General features: G+C 61.9%; 19 protein-coding genes. 6 read left to right on the top strand and 13 right to left on the bottom strand.

Annotation, left to right across the window (positions count from 1 at the left end; all coding sequences use genetic code 11):
* Window positions 1-14: 14 nt before the first annotated feature.
* A complete protein-coding gene (locus RA20_RS00290; RefSeq protein WP_039123605.1) occupies window positions 15-2501 on the bottom strand; it encodes a penicillin acylase family protein in 2487 nt (828 codons plus the stop codon).
* 116 nt (window positions 2502-2617) lie between these two features.
* Between RA20_RS00290 and RA20_RS00295 the strand changes: the two genes are divergently transcribed.
* Window positions 2618-3508 (top strand): NAD(P)-dependent oxidoreductase, encoded by an 891-nt coding sequence (locus RA20_RS00295; protein WP_039123606.1) that lies wholly within the window; start codon window positions 2618-2620, stop codon window positions 3506-3508.
* A gap of 118 nt (window positions 3509-3626) precedes the next feature.
* Here RA20_RS00295 and RA20_RS00300 read toward each other — a convergent pair whose 3' ends face one another.
* Window positions 3627-4202, bottom strand: a complete 576-nt coding sequence (locus RA20_RS00300) for a lipid-binding SYLF domain-containing protein (RefSeq protein ID WP_039123607.1) — start codon at window positions 4200-4202, stop codon at window positions 3627-3629.
* A 151-nt stretch (window positions 4203-4353) separates the two neighbouring features.
* Entirely contained in the window at window positions 4354-5352 is a 999-nt protein-coding gene (hemB, locus tag RA20_RS00305) for a porphobilinogen synthase (protein ID WP_039123608.1), read from the bottom strand.
* Window positions 5353-5536: 184 nt separating this feature from the next.
* Here hemB and RA20_RS00310 point away from each other — a divergent pair, with 184 nt between their 5' ends.
* Window positions 5537-6058, top strand: a complete 522-nt coding sequence (locus RA20_RS00310; protein ID WP_039123609.1) for a hypothetical protein — start codon at window positions 5537-5539, stop codon at window positions 6056-6058.
* A 44-nt stretch (window positions 6059-6102) separates the two neighbouring features.
* Window positions 6103-9558 (top strand): transcription-repair coupling factor, encoded by a 3456-nt coding sequence (gene mfd, locus RA20_RS00315; protein ID WP_039123611.1) that lies wholly within the window; start codon window positions 6103-6105, stop codon window positions 9556-9558.
* Between the two features lie 54 nt (window positions 9559-9612).
* Here the strand turns inward: mfd and RA20_RS00320 are convergent, their stop codons facing one another.
* The 4 genes from RA20_RS00320 to RA20_RS00335 form a co-directional block, all read right to left on the bottom strand.
* Window positions 9613-11286, bottom strand: a complete 1674-nt coding sequence (locus RA20_RS00320) for a tetratricopeptide repeat protein (RefSeq protein ID WP_039123612.1) — start codon at window positions 11284-11286, stop codon at window positions 9613-9615.
* 61 nt (window positions 11287-11347) lie between these two features.
* Window positions 11348-12583 (bottom strand): multidrug effflux MFS transporter, encoded by a 1236-nt coding sequence (locus RA20_RS00325; RefSeq protein ID WP_082017871.1) that lies wholly within the window; start codon window positions 12581-12583, stop codon window positions 11348-11350.
* A gap of 152 nt (window positions 12584-12735) precedes the next feature.
* A complete protein-coding gene (locus RA20_RS00330) occupies window positions 12736-13392 on the bottom strand; it encodes a DsbA family oxidoreductase (protein ID WP_152618397.1) in 657 nt (218 codons plus the stop codon).
* Window positions 13393-13397: 5 nt separating this feature from the next.
* Window positions 13398-14903, bottom strand: a complete 1506-nt coding sequence (locus RA20_RS00335) for a class I adenylate-forming enzyme family protein (protein WP_039123615.1) — start codon at window positions 14901-14903, stop codon at window positions 13398-13400.
* Window positions 14904-14967: 64 nt separating this feature from the next.
* Here RA20_RS00335 and RA20_RS00340 point away from each other — a divergent pair, with 64 nt between their 5' ends.
* Window positions 14968-15591, top strand: coding sequence for a helix-turn-helix domain-containing protein (locus RA20_RS00340; RefSeq protein WP_039123616.1), 624 nt, complete (start codon window positions 14968-14970; stop codon window positions 15589-15591).
* 9 nt (window positions 15592-15600) lie between these two features.
* Here RA20_RS00340 and RA20_RS00345 read toward each other — a convergent pair whose 3' ends face one another.
* From RA20_RS00345 to RA20_RS00365, 5 genes are all read right to left on the bottom strand, one after another.
* Window positions 15601-15792, bottom strand: a complete 192-nt coding sequence (locus RA20_RS00345; protein WP_446720146.1) for a hypothetical protein — start codon at window positions 15790-15792, stop codon at window positions 15601-15603.
* A gap of 133 nt (window positions 15793-15925) precedes the next feature.
* Window positions 15926-16618 carry an aquaporin gene (locus RA20_RS00350; protein WP_039123618.1) on the bottom strand — a complete coding sequence of 231 codons (693 nt, stop codon included), beginning with the start codon at window positions 16616-16618 and terminating at the stop codon, window positions 15926-15928.
* Window positions 16615-17091, bottom strand: coding sequence for an arsenate reductase ArsC (locus tag RA20_RS00355; protein WP_039123619.1), 477 nt, complete (start codon window positions 17089-17091; stop codon window positions 16615-16617). Before RA20_RS00355 ends, RA20_RS00350 begins: the two co-directional genes overlap by 4 nt.
* Before the next feature lie 21 nt (window positions 17092-17112).
* Window positions 17113-17946, bottom strand: coding sequence for an arsenate reductase/protein-tyrosine-phosphatase family protein (locus RA20_RS00360; protein WP_039123620.1), 834 nt, complete (start codon window positions 17944-17946; stop codon window positions 17113-17115).
* A 67-nt stretch (window positions 17947-18013) separates the two neighbouring features.
* The gene (locus RA20_RS00365; RefSeq protein ID WP_039123621.1) at window positions 18014-19831 is read right to left on the bottom strand and encodes an extracellular solute-binding protein; all 1818 of its coding nucleotides are present in this window, start codon (window positions 19829-19831) and stop codon (window positions 18014-18016) included.
* 326 nt (window positions 19832-20157) lie between these two features.
* On the opposite strand from RA20_RS00365, the gene RA20_RS00370 reads away from it, so the two are divergent.
* Complete coding sequence (locus tag RA20_RS00370) at window positions 20158-20931, top strand: 3-hydroxybutyrate dehydrogenase (protein WP_039123622.1); 774 nt, start codon at window positions 20158-20160, stop codon at window positions 20929-20931.
* A gap of 101 nt (window positions 20932-21032) precedes the next feature.
* The gene (locus RA20_RS00375; protein ID WP_039123623.1) at window positions 21033-22061 is read left to right on the top strand and encodes a patatin-like phospholipase family protein; all 1029 of its coding nucleotides are present in this window, start codon (window positions 21033-21035) and stop codon (window positions 22059-22061) included.
* A gap of 3 nt (window positions 22062-22064) precedes the next feature.
* On the opposite strand, the gene RA20_RS00380 is transcribed toward RA20_RS00375, so the two are convergent.
* On the bottom strand, window positions 22065-22751 hold the full coding sequence (locus RA20_RS00380) for a DUF502 domain-containing protein (RefSeq protein ID WP_039123624.1): 687 nt from the start codon (window positions 22749-22751) through the stop codon (window positions 22065-22067).
* Window positions 22752-22813 lie beyond the last annotated feature (62 nt).

Consider the following 22813-nt stretch of genomic DNA (forward strand, 5'->3'; position numbering starts at 1 on the left):
GAAGCGCCCGTTTTTTATTGCCTGGGAGTGATCCGGGTGATGCCGACGGCTGCGGCACGGGCCAGTTCCTCGTCCAGCGACATCGGAATGTATTCGCCGCGGCGCCATAGCTGGGCCATGTCGTCATAGTAGCGCGACAAGGGATGGCCGGACTGGCCGGTGGCGACAATGAAGACCGAGCTGTCAGGGTCGGCAAAGTCATAGACGCCGCGGTAGCCTGCCGCATGCACGTTTTGGAACGGATCGGGATCTTTGCCCGAGCTCTTGCCGCGCTGCAGGGTGTTGCTGCTGCCGCTGGTGGACTGGCGGATGTTCACGAAGTACCGCAGCACCGGCACCTTGCCCAGAACCGGGTGGTCCTGTGCGGCCTGGTGGGCGTCGCCCCAGCGCAGGGACTCCAGTGCGTCCCCATAGCGCTCCTCGATCCAGATCAATGCGTCATCCAGCGCCAGCCGGGCCATATCGGTGCAGGATTCTTCTGGTGCGCTTTGCCGGACATCGCACCAGGCCGCGGCGCCATCGATATTGCGGTACACCCGCTCAATGAACAATGGCTCTACGTGGCGGAAGCTTTTGGCGACGGGGCCGAGTTCGTCAGTGATCAGCCGTGCCTGCAGGGCGCGCAGCCAGGCGGCGTAGATCAGCGGCTCCGGCAGGTGCTCGTTCATTTCGCCGTTCCACTCTGACAACAATGTGAGCGCAATCTGGCGCTGGCGCTCGCGGGTACCGGACGCTGCGGCCTCGCCGGTGAACCACAAATTGGCGCCGATCAGCGGCAGCAGAGTGCGGGCGGTATAAGACACGGTATCCAGCTGCGCCTCGATAAAGCTGTCGCGGGTGTGCACCTCGCGGTTTTGCATCAGCTTTTCCCAGCGGTGAATGCGCTGGGTATCGCCCCAGTCAAAGGAGACATGGTTGGGGAAGGGGCGGTCGAGGATCTTGTTGTTGGTGTTGCCGAGGATTCCGCCGGCGGGGGCGAAGAACTCTGGATTGCTTGCATAGGGCAGGCGGCCCTGCCAACGGTTTTCCGGCCGCCAGCCCTGGCTGGGCAGACGGCCCTTGCTTTGATGCGCCGCATCGCGCGCCGGGAAGGCGCCGACTGTTTTCAGCGCGATTGTTTCCTGATCAGCGAGGGTCAGGTTCTGCGATGGAGCAACAAAGTCCTCGCCCGCGGTTATGGCCTCTTCAACCGATGTGCTGCGCATCAGGTTGATGGCTGCGGTCATCGAAGTGTCTCGGGGGCTGAGCACGGTCCAGCCGAGCGACACAACATGGCCGGGCGGGGTGATGTCCGCGAGGTTGAACATTGAGCTGGGCAGCACCGGCCCGTTGTCAGTCCAGCGCAGGGTCAGGGTAACGGGGGCTTGGTCCTTGATTTTGATGATCGACGGGCGGGAGATGAATTTTTTGAATCCGTCAACACTCAGGTATTCCTGCGGATTTTCCGGGTTCAGCTGTTCTATGAAGAGGTCCTGATCATCCAGGTAGGACGAGGTTACCCCCCAGCCCAGCTTGTCCGAGCGGCCGGTGATCACTGCCGGAATGCCGGGAATGGTGCCGCCGATCACGCCGCCGGATCCCAGTTCCAGCCGGGCCAGGTACCAGACGCCGGGGGCGGTCAGGCCAAGGTGCGGGTCATTGGCCAGCAGCGTGCCGCCTGCGGCCGAGCGGCTGGGGGCGGCAGCCCAGGCATTGGATGCCCCGGCCAGCCCGCGTGGGGCAACCGGAAACAGCAGGCTGTCCTTCTCTGCTTCGCCGGCCGATGCAAACTGGCGGCTGCCGGAGATGCCGGGCACAAGCTCGGCGTATTCCGGCAGAGCTGTCAGGCCTTTGCCCGGTGCGTCAGGCATGATGTCCTGCAGGCGTGTTTCATCGTTCAAGGCCAGCGAGGTGCGGGCGCGCAGGATTTCCTCCTTGATATGGCCGGACAGTTGCAGTGCCATCAGCTTCATGATCGCGATGCTGTCGGCGGGTTGCCATGGGGAAACTGGCATGTTGAACACGAACATCTCAGGCGCACCGCGGCCAAGGGCGTTTTCATTGATTTCCTGCAGGCGCGCGTTGACGCCTGCAGCATAGGCCTCAAGTGCGGCCATCGCCTCGGGTGACTGCACCTTTTCGGACTGCTGGGCCAGCCCATAGATATCCAAGCGGCGCAGGTAGGTGTCGGTCTCTATCGTACGGGTGCCGAAAATCTCAGACAGGCGGCCCTTGGCGGTCCGACGCATGACAGCCATCTGCCACAGCCGGTCCTGGGCATGGGCATAGCCGAGGCCGAAATAGACATCCTCGTCGCTGGCGCCGTAGCTGCCGAAAATATGCGGTACATTGGCATTGTCGCGCACAATCTCAACAGGCGAGGAGAGGCCGGGCAGGGCGATCTCTTTTTCGTATTCAGGCAGCGATTGCGAGGCAAGGTAGTAGACCAGCAGCGCGGCCAGCACGCTCAGCAGAATCAGCCCGGCTGCAATGCGCAGAAGCCAGCGGAAAAGTTGTCCCATCGGCGGTTGTTTCCCCTTGGTTTTTTGTCATTTCCGCGCCGGGGCAGATTGCACCCGGCAGCGGCGGTGGTAGGGTCGGCGCCAACATAGGCGAAGTGAGATCAAGGGAAAAGCAAATGGCAAAAATCGCGTTTCTGGGGCTGGGTGTCATGGGCTACCCGATGGCGGGCCACCTGCAGGCGGCAGGCCACGAGGTCATCGTTTACAACCGCACCGAAGCCAAGGCCAAGGCCTGGGTGGCAGAACACGGCGGCAGTTTTGCGGCAACCCCGCGGGCCGCGGCAGCAGGCACTGAGTTTGTGATGGCCTGCGTGGGCAATGACGACGACCTGCGTTCAGTTTGCCTGGGCGCGGATGGGGCCTTTGCCGGGATGGACGCCGGTTCGGTTTTTGTCGATCACACCACGGTCTCGGCAAACGTCACCCGGGAGCTGAACGCCGCAGCGCAGGAAAAAGGCGTGTTCTTTGTCGATGCGCCGATTTCCGGCGGTCAGGCTGGTGCCGAGAACGGTGTGCTGTCGGTGATGTGCGGCGGTGACGAAGGCGCCTACGCCCGGGCCGAGCCGGTGATTGACGCCTATTCCAAGATCTGCCGCCGCATTGGTGAAAGCGGTGCCGGGCAGCTGACTAAGATGTGCAACCAGATTGCCATCGGAGGCCTGGTTCAGGCGCTGAGCGAAGCGCTGCATTTTGCAGAGAAGGCGGGACTGGACGGGCGTGCGGTGGTTGAGGTGATCAGCCAGGGCGCTGCGGGCAGCTGGCAGATGGCGAACCGGCATGAGACCATGCTGGAGGATCATTTCGATCACGGATTTGCGGTGGACTGGATGCGCAAGGATCTGGGCATCTGCATGGATGAGGCCAACAGCAACGGCGCCAGCCTGCCGGTGACGGCGCTGGTGGATCAGTACTACAAGGACGTGCAGAAGATGGGCGGCGGCCGCTGGGACACCTCGTCGCTGTTCAAGCGGCTGCGCGCGCTGGATGCGCTGCAGTCTGAGGGCTGAGCAAAGAAAATGGCCTTTCCGAATGGAAAGGCCATGCCTCCGGCGGGGGTATTTCGGCCAGAAAGAAGCTGGGGCGCTGTGCCGCCCCTGTCAGCCCTGTCAGGGTCTGCTGTCAGGCTTAGGGGATGATGCGGGTGTATTTGGTGCCTTCCAGAGTGGCGCCCACGCGCAGCCCGGCCTGGCCGAATACCACTGCCAGCACGGGGGAGGTCAGGGTGTTGGTATCCGCGGTCAGCGCATTGCCTTCGTCTTTGATGACATATTCCACATCAGCGCCGGCAGCCCAGCCGGTGGAGCGGCGGAAGCCGGCCAGCGCGTCTTCGGTCATGAAGAACAGCACATGGGCATACTGCTGGGCGCCGATCTGCAGGCCCGCGTTGCCCTTGACGGTGGAGTAGTAGTCCACGGTCACATCGTTGATCCGCAGGGCGCCGCGGCCGAAGGCCCCGCCAAAAACAAAGCCGGCTTCGGTCACAAGCGGCATCACCAGCATGCCGGTGGCCTTGTCCGCCAGTGTGCGGGTGTTGGGGTACTGGCTGTACATCTGGTTCAGCGTGGCATCAACACGCGCGTCGATCTTGGCGGCGTTGCTGTTGCCGACGCCGTTGCCGCAAGCGGCGGTCACGCCGGCGCCTGCAAGCGCGGCCAGGGCAAAGCCGCGGCGGGTCATGCGGGAAGAGGAAAAACTGCTCATTTCTCAGGTGCCTGTAATGATTTGCTTTGAGGCCGGTTAGATCCGGCTCTGGGGCTTTGTATACGCGGAAAACCGCTGCCTGTCATCTGCTGCAATGCGGATACTGGCGGCTTCCCGCTGAAGTGATCAGGTTCCGGCGTCCCGGTCCGGTTCAGCCGTTCAGCAGTTTGGCGGCGGCAGGTGCAAAATAGGTCAGGATGCCGTTGCAGCCCGCGCGTTTGAAGGCCATCAGGCTTTCCATCATCACCTTTTCGCCGTCGATCCAGCCGTTTTGCGCTGCGGCCTGGATCATCGCGTATTCACCGGAGACCTGATAGGCATAGGTCGGCACGCCAAAGGCGGATTTCACCCGCTGGCAGATGTCCAGATAGGCGATGCCGGGTTTGACCATCACCATATCGGCACCTTCCTGCAGGTCGCGTTCGATCAGCCGCAGAGCTTCGTCGCTGTTGGCAGGGTCCATCTGGTAGGTCTTCTTGTCGCCTTTCAGAGCACCCGAAGCGCCGACCGCATCCCGGAAAGGCCCGTAGTAGGCTGAGGCGTATTTGGCGGAGTAGGACAGGATCGCCACATTGTGGTGGCCTGCTTTTTCCAGCGCGCCGCGCATGGCGCCGATGCGGCCGTCCATCATGTCGGAGGGGCCGATGATGTCGGCACCGGCTTCTGCCTGGGCAAGGGTCATCTTCACCAAAGCCTCGACCGTTGCGTCGTTAACGATCTCGCCGTCCACGACATAGCCGTCATGGCCGTTGATGTTATAGGGGTCCAGCGCCACATCGGTCATCACCGCAATGTCCGGCGCTGCATCCTTGATGGCGCGGATGGCGCGGTTGGTCAGATTGTCCGGGTTCCAGGCCTCGGCGCAATCCTCGGTCTTGAGCGACGCATCGGTATAGGGAAACAGGCAGATCGCCGGGATGCCAAGCGCCTGCGCTTCAACCGCGGCCTCGGCAATCTTGTCGACCGTACGGCGCATCACGCCCGGCATTGAAGAAATGGGTTCCTCCATGCCTTCGCCGTCGCGGACAAAGACCGGCCAAATGAAATCTGCAGGCGTCAGGGTGTTTTCACGGACCAGATCGCGGATGGCCTGGCTGGCACGGGTGCGGCGCAGGCGGGCAGCGGGAAAGGGCGCAACGGTGGGCTTCATGGCGGTCTCTCTTTCAGGTTTGCACATGGGTGGCATGGAAGCAGCCCCGGGAACAAGAGGCACATTCGCCGCGCCGGAAAACTTAAACGCTATGCAGGCTTGCCTGTGCCGGTTTCCCGGTGGATATAGGGCCGGTTGAGGAAATTCCGGTCCGCAGGCCTGCGGCCGCAAGAAGGGGGCTGGCGTGGATCTGCTTCACATTATCTATGAGATGATTGAGCTGCGGTCATTCTCCAATCTGTGGTACTGGATCGCGCTGGCGGTGCTGTGGTCTTCGGCCAGCCACTGGATCCTTGGGGTGCCTTACGACATGGTCCATCGGGCGCAGCGCAAAGGCGGCCAGGCGGAGCGCGATCTGGAGGATATCACCCGGGTCAATGTGAACCGGATGCTCTACATCGCCGAGGTGTCCGGCCCCTGGCTGGTGGCGCTCAGCTGTTTTGCGCTGTCGGCACTCGCCACGCTTGGTTTTGTTTTTCTTTTGGAGATTGCCCAGGCCGTGTTCCTGCTGGCGTTTCCCATGGCTGTGGTGGGGCTGATCAGCTACTTCACAGCGCGCCGGATTGCAGGCGAAGCTGCAACGGGCGAGACGCTGCGCAAACGCTTGGCCTTCTGCCGGCTCTATGTCCAGTTTGTCGGGGTGATTTCGATTGTGGTCACCGCCTTCTGGGGCATGTATCAGAACCTGACGATCGGAGCGTTTTGACAGGCGGGCGGAAACGCCCCAGGGGTTCCTGGAGAGGATAGGAAATGGCACAGCGTGCAATCACCATGGGCGGCGCGCCCGAAGGGTTTGACGCCCGGCTGATCCTGAAGGAAGTGCAGAAATCCGGCGCACCTGTTCTGCACGTGGCCCGCGATGACAAGCGGATGGAGGCGATGCGCGCTGCACTTGCTTTCTTTGCCCCTGACATGCCGGTTTTTGACTTTCCGGGGTGGGACTGCCTTCCCTACGACCGGGTGTCGCCAAACGCGGATATTTCCGCAGCGCGGATGGCCGCGCTGGCCGCGCTGGTGCATCAGATGCCCAAGCAGTTTGTGCTGCTGACAACATTGAACGCCGCTGCCCAGCGGGTGCCCGCGCGTGAAGTTCTGCGCGAGGCCGCGTTTACCGCCCGTGTCGATCATAGGGTGGATGAGGATGCGTTGCGCAAGTTCCTGGTGCGTATGGGATTCACGCAAAGCCCGACGGTGATGGAGCCGGGCGACTACGCGGTGCGCGGCGGCATCATCGATATCTTCCCTCCGGGGGAAAGCGGCCCGGTCCGGCTGGATCTGTTCGGAGATGTGCTGGATGGCGCACGCCGGTTTGACCCGGTGTCGCAGCGCACCACCGAGAAGCTGGAAGTGGTGGAGCTGGCGCCGGTGTCTGAGGTGATCCTGGACGAGGCCGCGATAACCCGGTTCCGCCAAAACTACCGGATCGAGTTTGGCGCCGCCGGGACCGATGATCCTCTGTACGAGGCGGTGAGCGCCGGCCGCAAGCATCAGGGGATCGAGCACTGGCTGCCGTTCTTCCATGAGAAACTGGAGACGTTGTTCGACTACCTGCCGCAGGCCACGGTGACGCTGGATGACCAGGTCACGCCCGCCCGGCTGGCGCGCTGGGACACCATCGAGGATCAGTACGAGACCCGCAAGCACGCAATGGAGCAAAAGGGGCGGATCGACACAGTCTACAAACCCACGCCTCCAGGGCTGCTGTATCTTGATGACGCCGCATGGGAGACGGCAACGTCTGAGCACCGGGTGGTGCAGCTGCATCCGCTGCCGCAGGCCTCGGGGCCCGGCACGGTGGATGCCGGCGGGCGGATCGGACGCAACTTTGCACCTGAGCGACAGCAGGAAAACATCAGCCTTTTCGGCTCCCTGGCTGCCCATATTAAGGCGCGGATGCAAGAGGGTCCGGTCCTCATCGCGTCCTATTCGGAAGGGGCGCGGGAACGCCTTACCGGATTGATCGAAGACGAAGGCCTGGCCGAAGCGATCCCGGTGATGGATGGCACCCGTATCGGCAAATCCGGCCTGCATCTGGCGGTCTGGGCGCTGGAACACGGGTTTGAGGCGCCGGATATGACGGTGATCTCGGAGCAGGACGTGCTGGGCGACCGGCTGATCCGGGCGCCGAAGAAACGCCGCAAGGCGGAGAATTTCCTGACAGAGACGCAGTCGCTTAGCCCGGGCGACCTTGTCGTGCATGTCGACCACGGCATTGGCCGCTTTAAAGGCTTGGAAGTGGTGACCGCCGCCGGCGCGGCGCATGAGTGCATCCTGCTGGAATACGCCGAACAGGCAAAGCTCTACCTGCCGGTTGAAAACATCGAACTGCTGTCCAAATACGGGCACGACGAGGGGCTGCTGGACCGCCTTGGAGGCGGTGCCTGGCAGGCAAAGAAAGCCAAGCTTAAGGAACGCATCCGCGAGATGGCGGACAAGCTGATCCGCATCGCGGCTGAGCGCGCATTGCGCAAGGCGCCGGTGATGGACCCGCCGCCGCATGCCTGGGAGGAGTTTTCCGCCCGGTTCCCCTATCAGGAGACCGACGATCAGCTGCGCGCCATCGAAGATGTGATGGAGGACCTGCATTCCGGCCTGCCGATGGACCGGCTGGTTTGCGGTGACGTGGGCTTTGGCAAGACCGAGGTGGCGATGCGCGCGGCTTTTGTCGCTGCGATGTCGGGGCTGCAAGTGGCGGTGGTGGCACCGACCACGCTGCTGGCGCGGCAGCATGCGGCATCCTTTGCTGAACGCTTCCGCGGCTTTCCCTTGGTTGTCAGGCAGTTGTCGCGCTTTGTTTCATCAAAGGAAGCCAGCCAGACCCGCGAAGGACTGGCCAAGGGAACGGTCGATATCGTGGTCGGCACCCACGCGGTGCTGGCCAAGAACATCAAGTTTCAGAACCTGGGTCTCCTGATCATCGACGAGGAGCAGCATTTCGGTGTTGCGCATAAGGAACGCCTGAAACAGCTGCGCAGCGACATTCATGTTCTGACGCTGACGGCGACGCCGATCCCGCGCACCCTGCAGCTGTCGCTGACCGGCGTGCGGGATCTGTCGATCATTGGCACGCCGCCGGTCGACCGTCTGGCAATCCGCACCTATGTGAGCGAATTCGATTCTGTGACCATCCGCGAGGCTCTGCTGCGCGAGCACTACCGGGGCGGCCAGAGCTTCTATGTGGTGCCGCGGATCACCGACCTGCCGGATGTGGAGGAATTCCTCAAGGCCCAACTGCCGGAGCTCACTTATGTCGTCGCGCATGGCCAGATGGCGGCCGGTGAGCTTGATGACAGAATGAACGCCTTCTATGACGGCAAATATGACGTGCTGCTGGCGACGACGATTGTGGAATCCGGCCTGGACATTCCGACAGCCAACACGATGGTGGTGCATCGGGCCGATATGTTCGGCCTGTCGCAGCTTTACCAGATCCGGGGGCGGGTCGGGCGTTCGAAAACCCGTGCCTATGCCTATCTCACCACCAAACCGCGCCAGCGGCTGACACCGGCAGCGGAAAAACGGCTGCGGGTGCTTGGCTCGCTCGATACGCTGGGCGCCGGCTTTACCTTAGCCTCTCAAGACCTTGATATCCGGGGCGCGGGCAATTTGCTGGGCGAGGAACAGTCCGGCCAGATGCGCGACGTGGGCTATGAGCTATACCAGTCGATGCTGGAGGAGGCGATTGCCAAGATCAAGGCAGGTGAGATGGAAGGCCTCTCCGACGCGGACGACCAATGGGCGCCGCAGATCAACCTTGGCGTTCCGGTGCTGATCCCCGAGGATTATGTGCCGGATTTGGATGTGCGCCTGGGGCTCTACCGGCGTCTGTCGTCGCTTGCGACCAAGGTGGAGCTGGAGGGCTTTGCGGCGGAGCTGATCGACCGTTTTGGCAAGCTGCCCAAGGAAGTGAATACGCTGATGCTGGTGGTGCGGATCAAGGCGATGTGCAAACGCGCAGGCATTGCCAAGATGGACGGTGGGCCCAAGGGCGCGACAATCCAGTTCCACAACGACAAATTCGCCTCTCCGCAGGGGCTGGTGGAGTTCATCCAGGGTCAAAACGGGCTGGCCAAGGTGAAGGACAACAAGATTGTCGTGCGCCGGGACTGGAAGAAGGATGCTGACAAGATCAAGGGTGCCTTTGCCATTGCCCGTGATCTGGCAGAGAAGGTCGTGGCTGAGAAGAAAAAAGCCAAGGCAGGCTAAGGGGCGCCAAGGAAATTCAAATTTCCTTGGCAAATTTCTTTGTAAGAAATTTGCTCACCCGCAGCAGGGGCTGGGCGCCATCGCGGCCTGGGCACAGAAGCAAGAGGCGCCGAGGGCTTGGTCCGCCCGTGCCAGCGCAAGATCAAGTTTCTGCTTTATGTGCTTGATTTCAGTTGTTTCTTCTCGGGCTTTCAAGCAATCGTGCAGGCCCTTCAGGCTCCAGATGTTGCCAGGATGCACGGAGGCGCGTGACAGGGTGTCATTCAGCCCGAGGTCGGCGCGGTAGACAGCCTCGGCTTCTTCCACCCGGCCTTGCTCGAACAGCAGCGCCCCCAGCGCATGGCGGGTGGGCTGCATCCAGCCCCAGGGCTCGTCATAAGGCAGGTTGTCATCCAGTTCGGCTGAGCGGCGCAGATGGGCAAAAGCCGCATCATAGTTTTCTTTGCGGTACTCGATTTCACCGCGCAGCATTTCTCTGGCAATGTCCAAGAGGTCAACCACCCGGTTGTTATGCATCAGCCGGCTGTCCGGCACCCGGGCCTTGGCCGCCAGGAAAAGCTGCTCTTCGGATTCCGCCTCAGCCACTTGGCCGGTCGCGGCAAAGGCGATGGCACGGGCGTAATGGGTGTTGGCCGTAAGTGACCGGAACAGATCCGGATCCGCGGGCAATTCCAGGGCCTTTGCTTCTTCCCAGCGGCCAAAGCGCACCAGGATGTGCGGATGCATCGCCATGTAGCTTTCGAAATAGTCGGCCATCGGCGGGCTTTCGATGCGCAGCATCTCTTCCGGGGTGGTATCCAGAATGCCCTGATTGGCCTGCAGCGCGGGCTCAATCTGGCCCAGGAACATCGCCCCGTAGATAACGAAATGGTAGTCGTGCTGCCGGTAGCCTGTGTAGATGTTGAAGGCGCCTTCACGCTGGTAGTACTTCAGATCTGCTTCAATTGCTTTCCGGTTCCAATGCACCACGCTGTGATAGTCGCCGCAGAGCACGTCAATATGGGTTGGCATATGCACCAAGTGGCCGGCATCCGGTACCAGCGTGCGCAGGACATCCGCGGCCTTCAGGGCTTTCTCCGGTGCGGGCGACATCTCCATCAGGTGAACATAGAGATGCAGCAGGCCGGGGTGCTGCATGGCATTGGGCGCATTCTCCATGGCCCATTCAAGGGTTTCCTGGGCTTCCAGGGTTGCGGCGCCCTCGGCCGGCTGGCCTGATTTCAAATCCCACATCTGCCAGGGGGTGAGGTTCAGCAGGCTCTCGGCGTAGACCGTGCGCAGATCCAGATGATCCGGACAGGCGGCAAAGGCGGCACGCATGGCATCGGCAAAGGCATAGTCCCAGGCATGCATATCCTCCGCTGCTTCGCGCTGGGGGTAACGGGCCTGGAGCGCCTGGATCAGCTGTTGTTCAGGGTCCGTGCAGCTGCCCGAGAAGGCCAGTGCAGATTGGGCGGCGTCATAGGCTTCGGCCAGCGCCTTGGCGCGGCCGCGGTCATCGCGCAAGGCCCAGGGCAGGTTGTAGTTAGGGCCGGCTGCGTAGGCCACGCCCCAGTGGGCCATGGCGCAGTCCGGGTCGTGCTCCAGCGCTTTCTGGAAGCACTTGATGGCTTCTTCGTGGTTATAGCCGTAGGTCCAGATCAGGCCGCGGTCGAACCAGGCCTGGGCCTCAGGCGCGGCGGTTGTCACCGGGCAGGAATAGCTGCCGAGATCGAAATCGTATGCCATGAAAAAAACCTCCCCAATCTCTTGGAGAGGTTATGAGGGCTGCCAGTGCCGGGCAAGGCGGTTATTCGGCAGGCAGCCGTGCCTCGGCCTTGGCCATCTGCAGCATCAGGAGGAATGCGATGCAGGCCATGATCAGCAGCCCCGCTGCCAGCGGCACCAACGAGCCGTCAAACAGCAGCCCCACGGGCGCGGCAATTGCGGCGGCCAGAACAGTGGAGATCGCGCCGATGACCGAGGCCGCCATGCCGGCAATATGGCCCATCGGCTCCATCGCCATGGCATTGAGATTGCCAACGGTTGTGCCCACCATGAAAAAGACGCTGGCCTGCCAGGCGACAAACAGCCCGAACATCCACGGATCCGGCAGGCTCCAGCCGCTGATCAGCAGTATCGCGCCTGTGATCAGGATCTGCGCCGCCAGCGAGACGGTGACAATGCGGCGCATGCCGATACGAACCACGATTGCGGCGTTCAGCAGGCTGGCTGTGCCGGAAATCGCTGCGACCAGCCCGAACCAGTAGGGAAAGCTGTCAGCGCGGCCGAAGATAATGTCATAAACCGGCTGCACCATGGTCAGCATGGTGAACAGCATGCCGAGGCAGAGCGTCTGGACAAAGATTGACAGGCGGACGGTGGGATGCGCCATCATCTCCTTGACGGCGGCCATCAGCAGGGGCGTGCGGAAGGCGCGGCGGTCTTCCACCGCCAGTGTTTCCGGCAAGCGGAAGCTGGTCCACAGGACAATGACTGTGGCAAACAGCGCAAAAGACAGGAAAATCGCGCGCCAGCTGGAGATCGCGATGATGCCTGCCCCCATCAGCGGGGCAATGGCCGGGACGATCATGAAGATCATCATGGCGATCGACATCAGCCGGGCCATTTCGCGGCCCGAATAGAGGTCGCGGACAACGGCAACACCCACGATGCGCGGGCCGGCGGCGCCGATCCCCATCAGCACACGGGAGATCAGCAGCACCTCCAGCGAAGGCGACAGCCAGGCAGTCAGAGCGGATGCGACGTAGAGAACGCAGCCCGCAGCGACAACCGGCTTGCGGCCGAAGGCATCCGACAAGGGACCTGTGAAGAACGTGCCAAGGCCCATGCCAAGTACAAAGGAGGTCAGCACCAGCTGCGCCTGGTTGATGTTATCCGGGCTGAGCGTTTGGCCGATTTCCGGCAGGGCGGGCAACATGGCGTCTATCGACAAGGCAATGGTGGCAAACATCATCGCGATCAGCGCAATGAACTCCGCCTTGGCCATGCCATGGGCCGGCGTTTGGTCCTGGGACTGTGACATTTGAAACCTCTAACAGCACTGCAGGCGGTCCCCCGGGAGCGGGGCCGGTCTGGGAGCCGTCCGGTTCCGCTATCATGAATCCGTCAGCCGGGCCAGCGCCCGGCTGCACAGGAGTATGTGCATTGTTGCGATGCTAAGTAATTTGCCTGCGCCTACTCGGCCTCGGCGGCCTTCAGCTGCTGCAGGATGTCTTCGATTGCCTGTTTCCACAGCTCCGGCGGCTGGGCGCCTGGCACCGCGTGCTGGTTCGCAACGATGAAGGTCGGCACCGAGCTCACGCCCATCTTGCGGGAGTGGGCGTCGCGGTCGCGGATGGCTTCCACATCGCTGTCGCCTTCCAGCAACCGGGCTGTAGCGTCAGCGTCAAGACCTGCATCCTTGGCAATGCCTGTCAGCACCGCGTGGTCGCCGATGTCTTTGGCATCGGCAAAATAGGCCTGGAACAGAGCATCCACCACTTCTGTTTGCTTGCCTTCTATCCCGGCCCAATGGATCAGCCGGTGCGCGTCCAGCGTGTTGGGCGTACGCTTCATGGCTTCGAAATTGATCGAAAGCCCAGCCTTTTCGGCGTGTTCGACCACCGGGGCATAGGCCTTCACCGCGCCTTCCTTGCCGCCGAACTTGCGCTCCAGGTACTCACGCCGGTCCATGCCTTCGCGCGGCATGTCGGGGTTCAGCTGGAACGGATGCCACTCGATGACAAAGGGATGGTCCGGCACTTCGGCCAGCGCCTTGTCCAGATGGGTCTTGCCGATATAGCACCAGGGGCAGATCGGGTCGGACAGGATGTCGAGCTTGACGGTGGCCATTGGGGTCATCCTTTGAACAGGGCAGGCAGAGCGCGGCGCAGCAGTTTGCCATTGCCGCCCGTGGGAAGGGCGTCGAGATGGACAAAGGCGCGCGGCTGCTTGTAGCGGGCCAGGCGTTCGGATGCAAAGGCCCCGAGGTCCGCCGCGTTCAACTCTTCGGGACCGGTGTAGAAGGCGGCGATGATATAGGTGTCCGCTTTCACCTCGACGGCGGCAGCGCCGGCCTGGGTGATACCGGGATGGGCTGCAAGTGCTGTTTCCACCTCGATCGGAGAGACCCGGTATCCGCCTGCATTCATCATGTCGTCGCTGCGGCCCAGATAGCGGATTTGCCCGTCTTTGCTCATCGCGCCCTGATCGCCGGTCAGGAACCAGTCGCCCTGGTAGCGGACAGCGGTGTCTTCAGGTGCGCCCAGGTACTCCCGCATCAGCCCGGGATCGGAGCGATGGATGGCAATGGTGCCTTCCTCTCCTAAGGGAACCGGCCCCTCTGGCCCCATAATAGCGACCTTGCGGCCGTTCTGCGGCTGCCCCAAGGTGCCCTCTCTGGCCGGGGCCGAAGGGGAGGAGGAGATGAAGGTGGAGCATTCAGACATGCCGAAGGCTTCATAAAGTCCGCAGCCCGTGGCGTCCGACCAGGCTTCATGCAGAGTTGCAGAGAGCTTTTCACCTGCGCAAAGCCCGTGCCGCAGGGCGGGCAATTCCAGACGGCCGCCGCGCAGGAACTTGCGGTAGACTCCCGGGGCCGCCGCAAAGATCGTCGCGCGGTGTTCGCGCAAGAGGGCAGGCAGCTTCTCGGGCGGTGTTCCGGGGGCGGGGATCAGCGCGGTGGCTCCGGCAGCCCAAGGGTCCATCAGCCCGGTGCCCAGCGTGTAGGTCCAGTTGAAAGCACCCGCGTGCAGCAGCCGGTCGCCCTCTGTCAGGCCGTACCAGCCGTCGACCATCATCTGCCGCGCCCAAACCGCCCGGTGCGCATGCGCGACGGCGCGCGGATTTCCGCTTGTCCCGGATGTGTAGACCACATAGGCCAGCCGCTCCGGGTCGCCAAAGGCGTACTCACAAGGGGGCAACGCGTGCATTTTCAACAAGTCGGCTGTGCTGATCTGCAGCGGGTGACTCGCGCAAGCCACAGAAGGGTCGCGCAAGACTGCTGCCGGGTTCAGGTCGGCGATCATCCGGGCGGTTTCCGGCACGGTCAGCTGGGCGGAGGTCGGAACAGGCACCAGCCCCGCGGCGATGGCGCCGAGGTAGGCAATGGGAAACTCAACTGTGTTCCCGAGCCGCATCAGCACGATGTCCCCAGGCTGCAGCCCCGCGGCCAGCAGCCCGGTGCCGGTGCCGCGCACCGCCGCCTCAAGACGGGCGTAGCTCCAGTCTTCACAGGCTGCACCGTCCAGAACCGACAGCGCGGTTTTGCTGCCAAGACGCGCGGCATGGCGCAGCACATGGGCGGCGAGATTGAAGGGCGCAGGGCAGGGCGCAAAGGGCCCCTGATCAAAAATCGACAGCATGGCAATTGGCTAGCCCGCACCGTCCTGCGTTGCAAGCGGCGTGAGCGCGGCTTATAGAATGGCTATGACTGGCCGCGACCCCAAATCCCTGATCACCATCGCCCGCGCGAGCGGAGGCGAAGACGAAGCCGAACCTTTGGACCTGGGCGCCCGCGTGCGGGAACTGCGCAAGGCGCGGGACTGGACACTGGAACATGCTGCCAACCAGGCAGGACTGGCGCGTTCGACCCTGTCCAAGATCGAAAATGGCCAGATGTCACCGACTTACGACGCGTTGAAGAAGCTGGCCGTGGGCCTGCAGATCTCAGTGCCGCAGCTGTTCACCCCGCCGCAGCGGGACCAGGTGAATGGCCGGATGACCGTAACCAAATCCGGCGACGGAGCCGCCCATGCCACTGCGACATATGAGCACGAGTTGCTGGCAGATGGTTTGTCGCGCAAGCAGATGCTGCCGTACCGGGCGCGGGTCCGGGCACGGGCAATGGAAGAATTTGACGGCTGGGTGCGCCATGACGGCGAGGAATTCCTTTATGTTCTGACCGGGGTGGTCAAGCTTTACACGGAATTCTACGAGCCGATCGAAATGCGCCGCGGGGACAGCGCCTATTATGACGCGGCCATGGGGCACAACGTCATCTCCGTCAGCCCCGAAGACGCAATGATCCTCTGGGTGACATCGCTGGCGTGACGGCCCGGCTCAGTGCGGGCGGCCGTCCAGTTCTTTCAGGAGGCTTTCAATGTACAGAAAGTCGTCCACCTCCTCCTTGGCTTCGTTCAAGGTGAGGTGGTGGGTCCGGGCCAGATAGGCGACGAACTTGTCCCGGTCATCCAATAGCGATGGCGCGTTGCTGGCTTTCAAATGCGGAAAGCGCTGTTTGATGCGAGGCATCCTGTCAATCCAGCTGGCAGCGGCTGCTTGTACAGGCATGGGGGGCACTCCCTGACAAACTGTTTTATGGTTCTTGGCCCCCCATGGTAGCACTTTTTGCGCATTTTTGTAACGCTGCGGCGTGTCCCGGTCTTCAGGCCTGTCTGGCTGGGCGGGATTCTGCCGGATCGGATGGTACCGCAAACAACCGGGTCAGCACTACGTGGCCGATGCCGACGGCAATAAGCTGCATCAGGATGAACATCGGAATATGGCCAGGATAGATGCCTGCGAAGGTGTCGGTGAAACCGCGCGCGATGGTGACTGCCGGATTGGCAAAGCTGGTGGAGGATGTGTACCAGTAGGCGCCGGTGATATAGAGGCCGACCAGCGCAGGCACAGCTTCCGGGCGCGAACGCAGCCCGCCGAAGATTACGAACAGCAGGCCGAAAGTCGCCAGGATTTCCGAGAACCACTGGGCCGTGCCAGTGCGGTGCATCGTGGCCGAGCTTTGCAAAATTGCAAGATCGAACATGATGTGGCTGGCCCAGACACCAAGGATGCCGCCGCCGATCTGCACCAGGATGTAAGGGGCAACCGCACTCCAGGGATGCTCACCGCGCAGCGCAAAGGCAATTGTGACGGCGGGATTGAAATGGGCTCCGGAAACCGGTCCCAGAGTGGTGATGATGGCATAGAGCATACAGCCGGTTGCAATGGCATTGGCCAGCAGCGCCAGAGCGACATTCCCGTCAGCCAGATTTTCAGCCATGATGCCGGAGCCGACCACTCCGACCAGCAGCATGGCGGTGCCGAGACCTTCGGCCAGCAGTTTCTGCGCGGTCATGCAATTTCTCCGATCCGCTTGAGCTGCTGGGTCAGCTCGTTTGCGTTCATGGTTTCGAACGGTAGCTCCAGAAGCGCCTTCGCCCGTTTCTCCAGCGTCGCATAGGCGGTGCGGAAGGCCTGATCCCATTCCGGCTGCTCGGCGGCTGCAGGGTCTTCAACGCCCCAATGAGTGCGCACCGGTGCGCCGGGCCAGACCGGGCAGGTCTCGCCGGCTGCAGAGGCACAGACGGTGACCACAATATCCATCTCGGGCGCATCGTTTTCAGCAAACTCATCCCAGCTTTTGGACCGGGCACCGCTGGTGTCATGGGCCAGTTCGCCCAGCAGCACCAGGGATTGCGGGTGGACTTTGCCGGTCGGGTTGGAACCGGCGGAATAGGCGCGGACGCGGCCCCCGCCGAGGGTGTTGAAAATCGATTCCAACAGGATGGAACGTGCAGAGTTGCCCGTGCAGAGGACGAGAATGTTCATGGATGTGACCGTTCTTAGAGGTTATTCGGAAGAATTCACGCGGCCGATACCGTCCACCTGATGCTGGAGCGACATGCGGTCGAGGGTTTCGAAGGGCAGTTCGACAAAGGCTTTGATCCGGTTTCGCAGCAATCCGTAAGCCTGCTGGTAGGCAAGGCGGCGTTCGGCGTCAGTGCCCTCAGCCTTGACCGGGTCGGCCAGGCCCCAATGGGCGCTCATCGGCTGGCCGGGCCAGGCCGGGCACTCCTCGTTGGCGGCGTGATCGCAGACGGTGAAGATGAAATCCATCTGCGGCGCATCTTCTGAGGAAAACGTGTCCAGATCCTTGGAGTGCAGTTCAGCGGTGTCGTAACCCTTGGCTTGTAACAGCGCGGTTACTTCGGGGCGCGGGCCGGGCGAGGGGCGGGTGCCGGCCGAATAAGCCCGGAACTTGCCTGCGCCCTCCTGGTTCAGGACGGCTTCGGCCAGAAGGGATCTGGCCGAGTTTCCGGTGCAAATGAACAGGACGTTCAGTGGGCGTTCAATTGACGGCATGATCTTCTCTTCACTCTTTACTGGCATGCAAATGTCTGGCCGGTTCTGGCAGCAGCCGGACAGCAGATTGTCAAACATGCCGCGCAGGCCGGGAAGATCGGCGGTGTACATCAGTGTGGTACCAGTCCGCTGCTGGGAGATCAGCCCAGCCTGTTTCAGAACTGACAGATAAGCGGAGGCGGTATTGGCTTTGAATTCCAGCGCCGAGGCGATCTCGCCCGCGGGCACGCCATCCGGATACCGGCGCATCAGCAGGCGGAACAGCGCAAGGCGGTTTGGATGCGACAGGGCGCTAAGTTTGTCTGTGACCTCTATTTCCATAATTCATGAAATACGGAGATAGCAAGCTCGTGTCAATAAAGCAGCCGGCAATGCGGCGGACAATCTGTCAATCGGCCTGGTACCACCAGACGTCGGGCATGAAGCCTGTCCGGTCGCCGTATACCGGCAAGCTGTCCGGAAAACGCATTTCCTTGACATGGGCGATCCGGCCTGCGTCGAACTTCCAGAACGGGATCACATAGCGTCCGGCGGTCAGCACCCGGTCCAGGGCCCGCACGGCCGCGGTGAAATCTGCCGGATCCTTTGCAGTCAGCATAGCGTCTATCATCGCTTCAGCCGCCGGGCTGTCCATGCCCATCAGGTTGCGGCTGCCGGGCTGAGTGACTCCGTCGCTGCCCCAGTAGTAGCGCTGCTCATTGCCGGGGCTTAGCGATAACTCGCGGCGGTAGCGGGTGAGATCGAACTCATAGGCGTTTTGCCGTTCAACAAATTGCGCGTTATCAACGGTTTCCGGGATCAAGACGATGCCTAGCCGTTCCAGTGCGCGGGCATAGATTTCCGAGACTGTCTTCATCTCGCCATCGCCCTGCCGGATCAGCAGGCGGAGTTCCAGGGGGGCGCCTTCTGCGTTGCGCAGCACGCCGTCTGCGACGGTCCAGCCCGCATCGGAAAGAAGTTTCATCGCCTTGCGCAGGTTGCCGCGGTTGCGTTTGCTGCCATCGCCCTTGGGCAGCGTGTATCCTTCCAATGTCCCTGGCAGCAGGCTGTTATGGAAAGGCGCCAGAAGCGCCAGGACTTTACCGTCGGCCGCACCGGGCTTCAGGCCGAGTTCCGAGCCGGAAAAATACGAGGTGATACGAGGTTGAACGCCGCCGGTCACGGTGCCGTTGATGTATTCAAAGTTGAAGGCCAGCAGCAAGGCCTCGCGCACACGCCAGTCATCCAGAGGCGAACGGCGGGTGTTCATCACCAGCCCGGTCATGCCCGAAGGGCGCTGGTGCGGAATCTCGCTTTTAACCACGTCGCCGCGGGTGACGGCGGGGAAGCTGTAAGTACTGTCCCATTTGTCGGCATTGAACTCGCGCACGGCGCTTAGTTCGCCCGCTTTGAAAGCCTCGAACAGAACTGTCTGATCGCCGAAGAAATCAATGCGCAATTCATCAAAGTTCTGAGTGCCGCGGCGGAACGGCAAATCTTTGCCCCAATAGTCTGGGTTGCGGGTCAGGCTGACAAAGCGGCCCGGCTCGAAATCTGTTACCACATAGGCGCCGGTGCCGGTTGGAGCGCCGCTAATGCTGCCGCTGCCGAATTCCTTGCCCTCCCATTGCGCTTTCTTGAGGATCGGGCGCAGTCCGGCGATCAGTGCCAGCTCCCGGTCTTCGGTGTTGAAAGTCAGGCGCAGGCTGCGCGGGCCGGTCTGCTCAATGCGGTCTACCTTGCCCCAGAATCCGCGGTAGCGGGGGTGGCCCTGGGTTCCAAGAACCTCATACGACCATATCACATCATCGATCGTGACCGGGCTGCCATCGGAGAATCGGGCCTCCTCCCGCAGGGTGAATTCGACCCAGGATCTGTCCTCGGGCACCTCAATCGATTCGGCTAAAAGCCCGTAAAGCGAGAATGGTTCGTCCCAGGACCGGCCCATCAGGCTTTCATAGCTCCAGAACCTCAGCTGCCATGGAACGGTGCCTTTGAGGGTGAAGGGGTTCAGCGAGTCAAAGCCGCCGGTATTGCCGAAAACCACCTTGCCGCCCTTTGGCGCATCCGGGTTGGCATAGGGTAAAGACACAAAATCCGGTGGCAGGGCGGGGGCTCCGTACATAGCTATGCCATGGGCTGATTCTGCTTGCGCAAAATTAACCCCGGCGAGACAAGTGATTCCGGCCAGTGCCATGCGCAGTTTCGGGAAATTTTCTTTTCTCATTTTGCCAACAATCCCGCTCTGCCCTTATTTTCTTGACTAGGCACGCTACGCGCGCCTTTTCGTCTTTTCAAACTTTTAGCTTGGACGAAAGCCGGAAATTGCTTATAAAGGGATCACTGCTCGATAGGTTTCTTGCCTGTATGAAACCTGCCTCAATAACTAACGCCCGCCTTGTGCGGGCGTTTTTTTCTGCGCAGTTCCTTTCCACCGCTGACTGAAAATGCCCCGGCGTAAAGGCGCCGCGGCTCCGTAGTCTTACGCGTTTCTTTTGCATCTGCAGCATGGCACAGTGCGGCCAGTTTCAGTCAGCTGAGAGGTAGAGAGACATGTCCTTGCAAGGAAAGACAGCCGTAGTCACCGGGTCGAACTCCGGCATCGGCCTCGGCGTCGCGCGCGAGCTTGCGCGCGCGGGCGCAAACGTGGTGCTGAATTCTTTCACTGACCGCGAGGAGGATCACGCGCTGGCAGAAGCCATCGCCCGTGAATTCAGCGTCAAGGCCCAGTACATCCAAGCTGATATGTCCAAGGGGGAGGACTGCCGGGCACTGGTCGAAAAGGCGGACGCCTGCGATATTCTGATCAACAATGCAGGCATCCAGCATGTGGCGCCGATTGATGAGTTCCCGCAGGGCAAGTGGGATGCGATCATTGCGATCAACATGAACTCGAATTTCCACACTATGGCGGCCGCTCTGCCCAGGATGCGCGCGGCCGGCTGGGGACGGATCGTCAATATCGCCTCGGCGCACGGCCTGACGGCTTCGCCTTACAAGGCGGCCTATGTGGCGGCCAAACACGGTGTTGTCGGGATGACCAAGACTGTGGCGCTGGAAACCGCTGAGGAGCCGATCACCTGCAATGCGATCTGCCCGGGCTATGTGCTGACACCTCTGGTGGAGGCGCAGATTCCGGACACCATGGAGAAATACGGCATGGGCCGCGAGGAGGTGATCAAGAAGGTGATGCTGGAACGGCAGCCGAGCCGGGAGTTCGCCACGGTTGAGCAGTTGGGCGGCACGGCAGTGTTTCTGTGTTCGGATGCGGCTGCCCAGATCACTGGAACCACGCTCAGTGTCGATGGCGGCTGGACTGCGCTGTAGGCGGCAGACGGAGAAGGCGGGAGGGGGCCGGCCCCCTCTTGCCCCTGCGAGGCAATTCACCCCCGGAGTATTTTGACAAAGGTGAAATTGGCAGGTGCTTTATGGTGAAACGGATTAATCTGGCTCTGCAGGGCGGGGGCGCGCACGGGGCGTTTACCTGGGGTGTGCTCGACAGGCTGCTGGAGGACGAAGACGTCGAGGTGGCAGCGATTACAGGCACCTCTGCCGGGGCGCTGAATGGGGCTGCCTTCAAGTCCGGCATGGTGCAAGGCGGCCGCGGCGGCGCCAGGGAGGCGCTGGACAGCTTGTGGCAGCGGATGGGCGCAGTCGGCGACATGCGGTTTGCCAACTGGCTGACGCAGCTGGATGCCGTTGCCTGGGCCGGTGCGCTGGAGGCAATGATGCCGTTTTCGCCGATGGAAACCATGGGGCAGGTGATTTCACCCTATCACTATGGCCCGTTCTACAAGAATCCGCTGCGCGAGGTGGTGGCGCAATTCTGTTTTGATGACGTCTGCGCCGGGGCAGGGCCGGAGCTGTTCATTTGTGCGACCTGTGTGCGCACCGGCAAGATCCGGGTGTTTGAAGGAGCTGAAATCAGCACCGATGCGGTTCTGGCCTCGGCCTGCCTGCCGGATCTGTTTCAGGCGGTGGAGATCAAGGATCCGGAGACCGGGCGGCTGGAAGCCTATTGGGATGGCGGCTTTACCGGAAACCCGGCGCTGTTTCCGCTGTTCCGCGAAGGCTTGCCGGGCGATGTGGTGGTCGTGAATATCAATCCGCTTGAGCGGGACGAGATTCCGAAGACGCCGCAGCAGATCCGCAACCGGGTGAACGAGATCAGCTTCAACTCCTCGCTGCTGCGCGAACTCAGGGCAATTTCCTTTGTTCAACGGCTGCTTGAGGACGGCACGCTGGAGCCCGGAAGGATGAAGCAGGTGCGGGTGCATATGATTGCGGACGATGCCCTGATGACGCAGCTGTCAGTCAGCACCAAGCTGATCCCGGTCCCCCAGATCCTGGCGCGGCTCAAGGCAGCAGGGCGGGAGGCGGCAGAGCGCTTTTTGGCGCGGGACAGGGCAAACCTTGGCGTGCAGTCCTCGGTGGACCTGCCAGCTATGTTCGGCTGAGGCTTACTTGCCTATCACCGGCGGCTGGGTCGGGTCCTTGGGGTTGGGATAGACAAGCCCTGCCGAGATCACCAGCTTGGCAGAATCTTCCACCGACATTTCCAGCTCGATCACGTCCTCTTCGGGAACGAACAGCAAAAAGCCCGAGGTCGGGTTCGGGGTGGTCGGAAGGAAGACACTCACCAGCCCGCCGCTGGTCTCGGCCCGCTCGGCGATTTCCCCCTTGGCGTTGGTGGAGATGAAGCCGATGGCCCAGATGCCCTTGCGCGGGTACTGCACAAGGCAGGCTTTTTCAAAACTGCGTTCAGACTGGGCAAAGACGGTTTCCGAGATCTGCTTGATGCCGGAATAGACTGTGCGCACCACCGGCATCCGGTCCACCAGGCTTTCGGCAAAACTGATCAGCGAGCGGCCGAGGATGCCTTTGGCGATCCAGCCGACCACGATCGTGAACAAGAGGAAGATGATCAGCCCGACGCCGCGCAGGTTGATGCCGATATACTGCTCCGGGCGGAACGTGGTGGGCACCAGCGGCAGCACCACGCTGTCGATCCAGCCCATCACCGACCACAGCAGCCAGACCGTCAGCCCCACCGGTGCGATGACCACGATGCCGGTAAAGAAGGAGGCGCGCAGGCTGGCAAACAACCCGGGGCGGCGGTGCGGTTCTTCGTCGAAAGGCGTGGTCATCGGTCTGCTTTACAGGAAATTCGAGGGGAACCTAGGCACTGATGCCGTGCCAAGCAATGGCA

Origin of the sequence: Leisingera sp. ANG-Vp, from assembly GCF_000813725.1 — a bacterium.
GTDB lineage: Bacteria > Pseudomonadota > Alphaproteobacteria > Rhodobacterales > Rhodobacteraceae > Leisingera.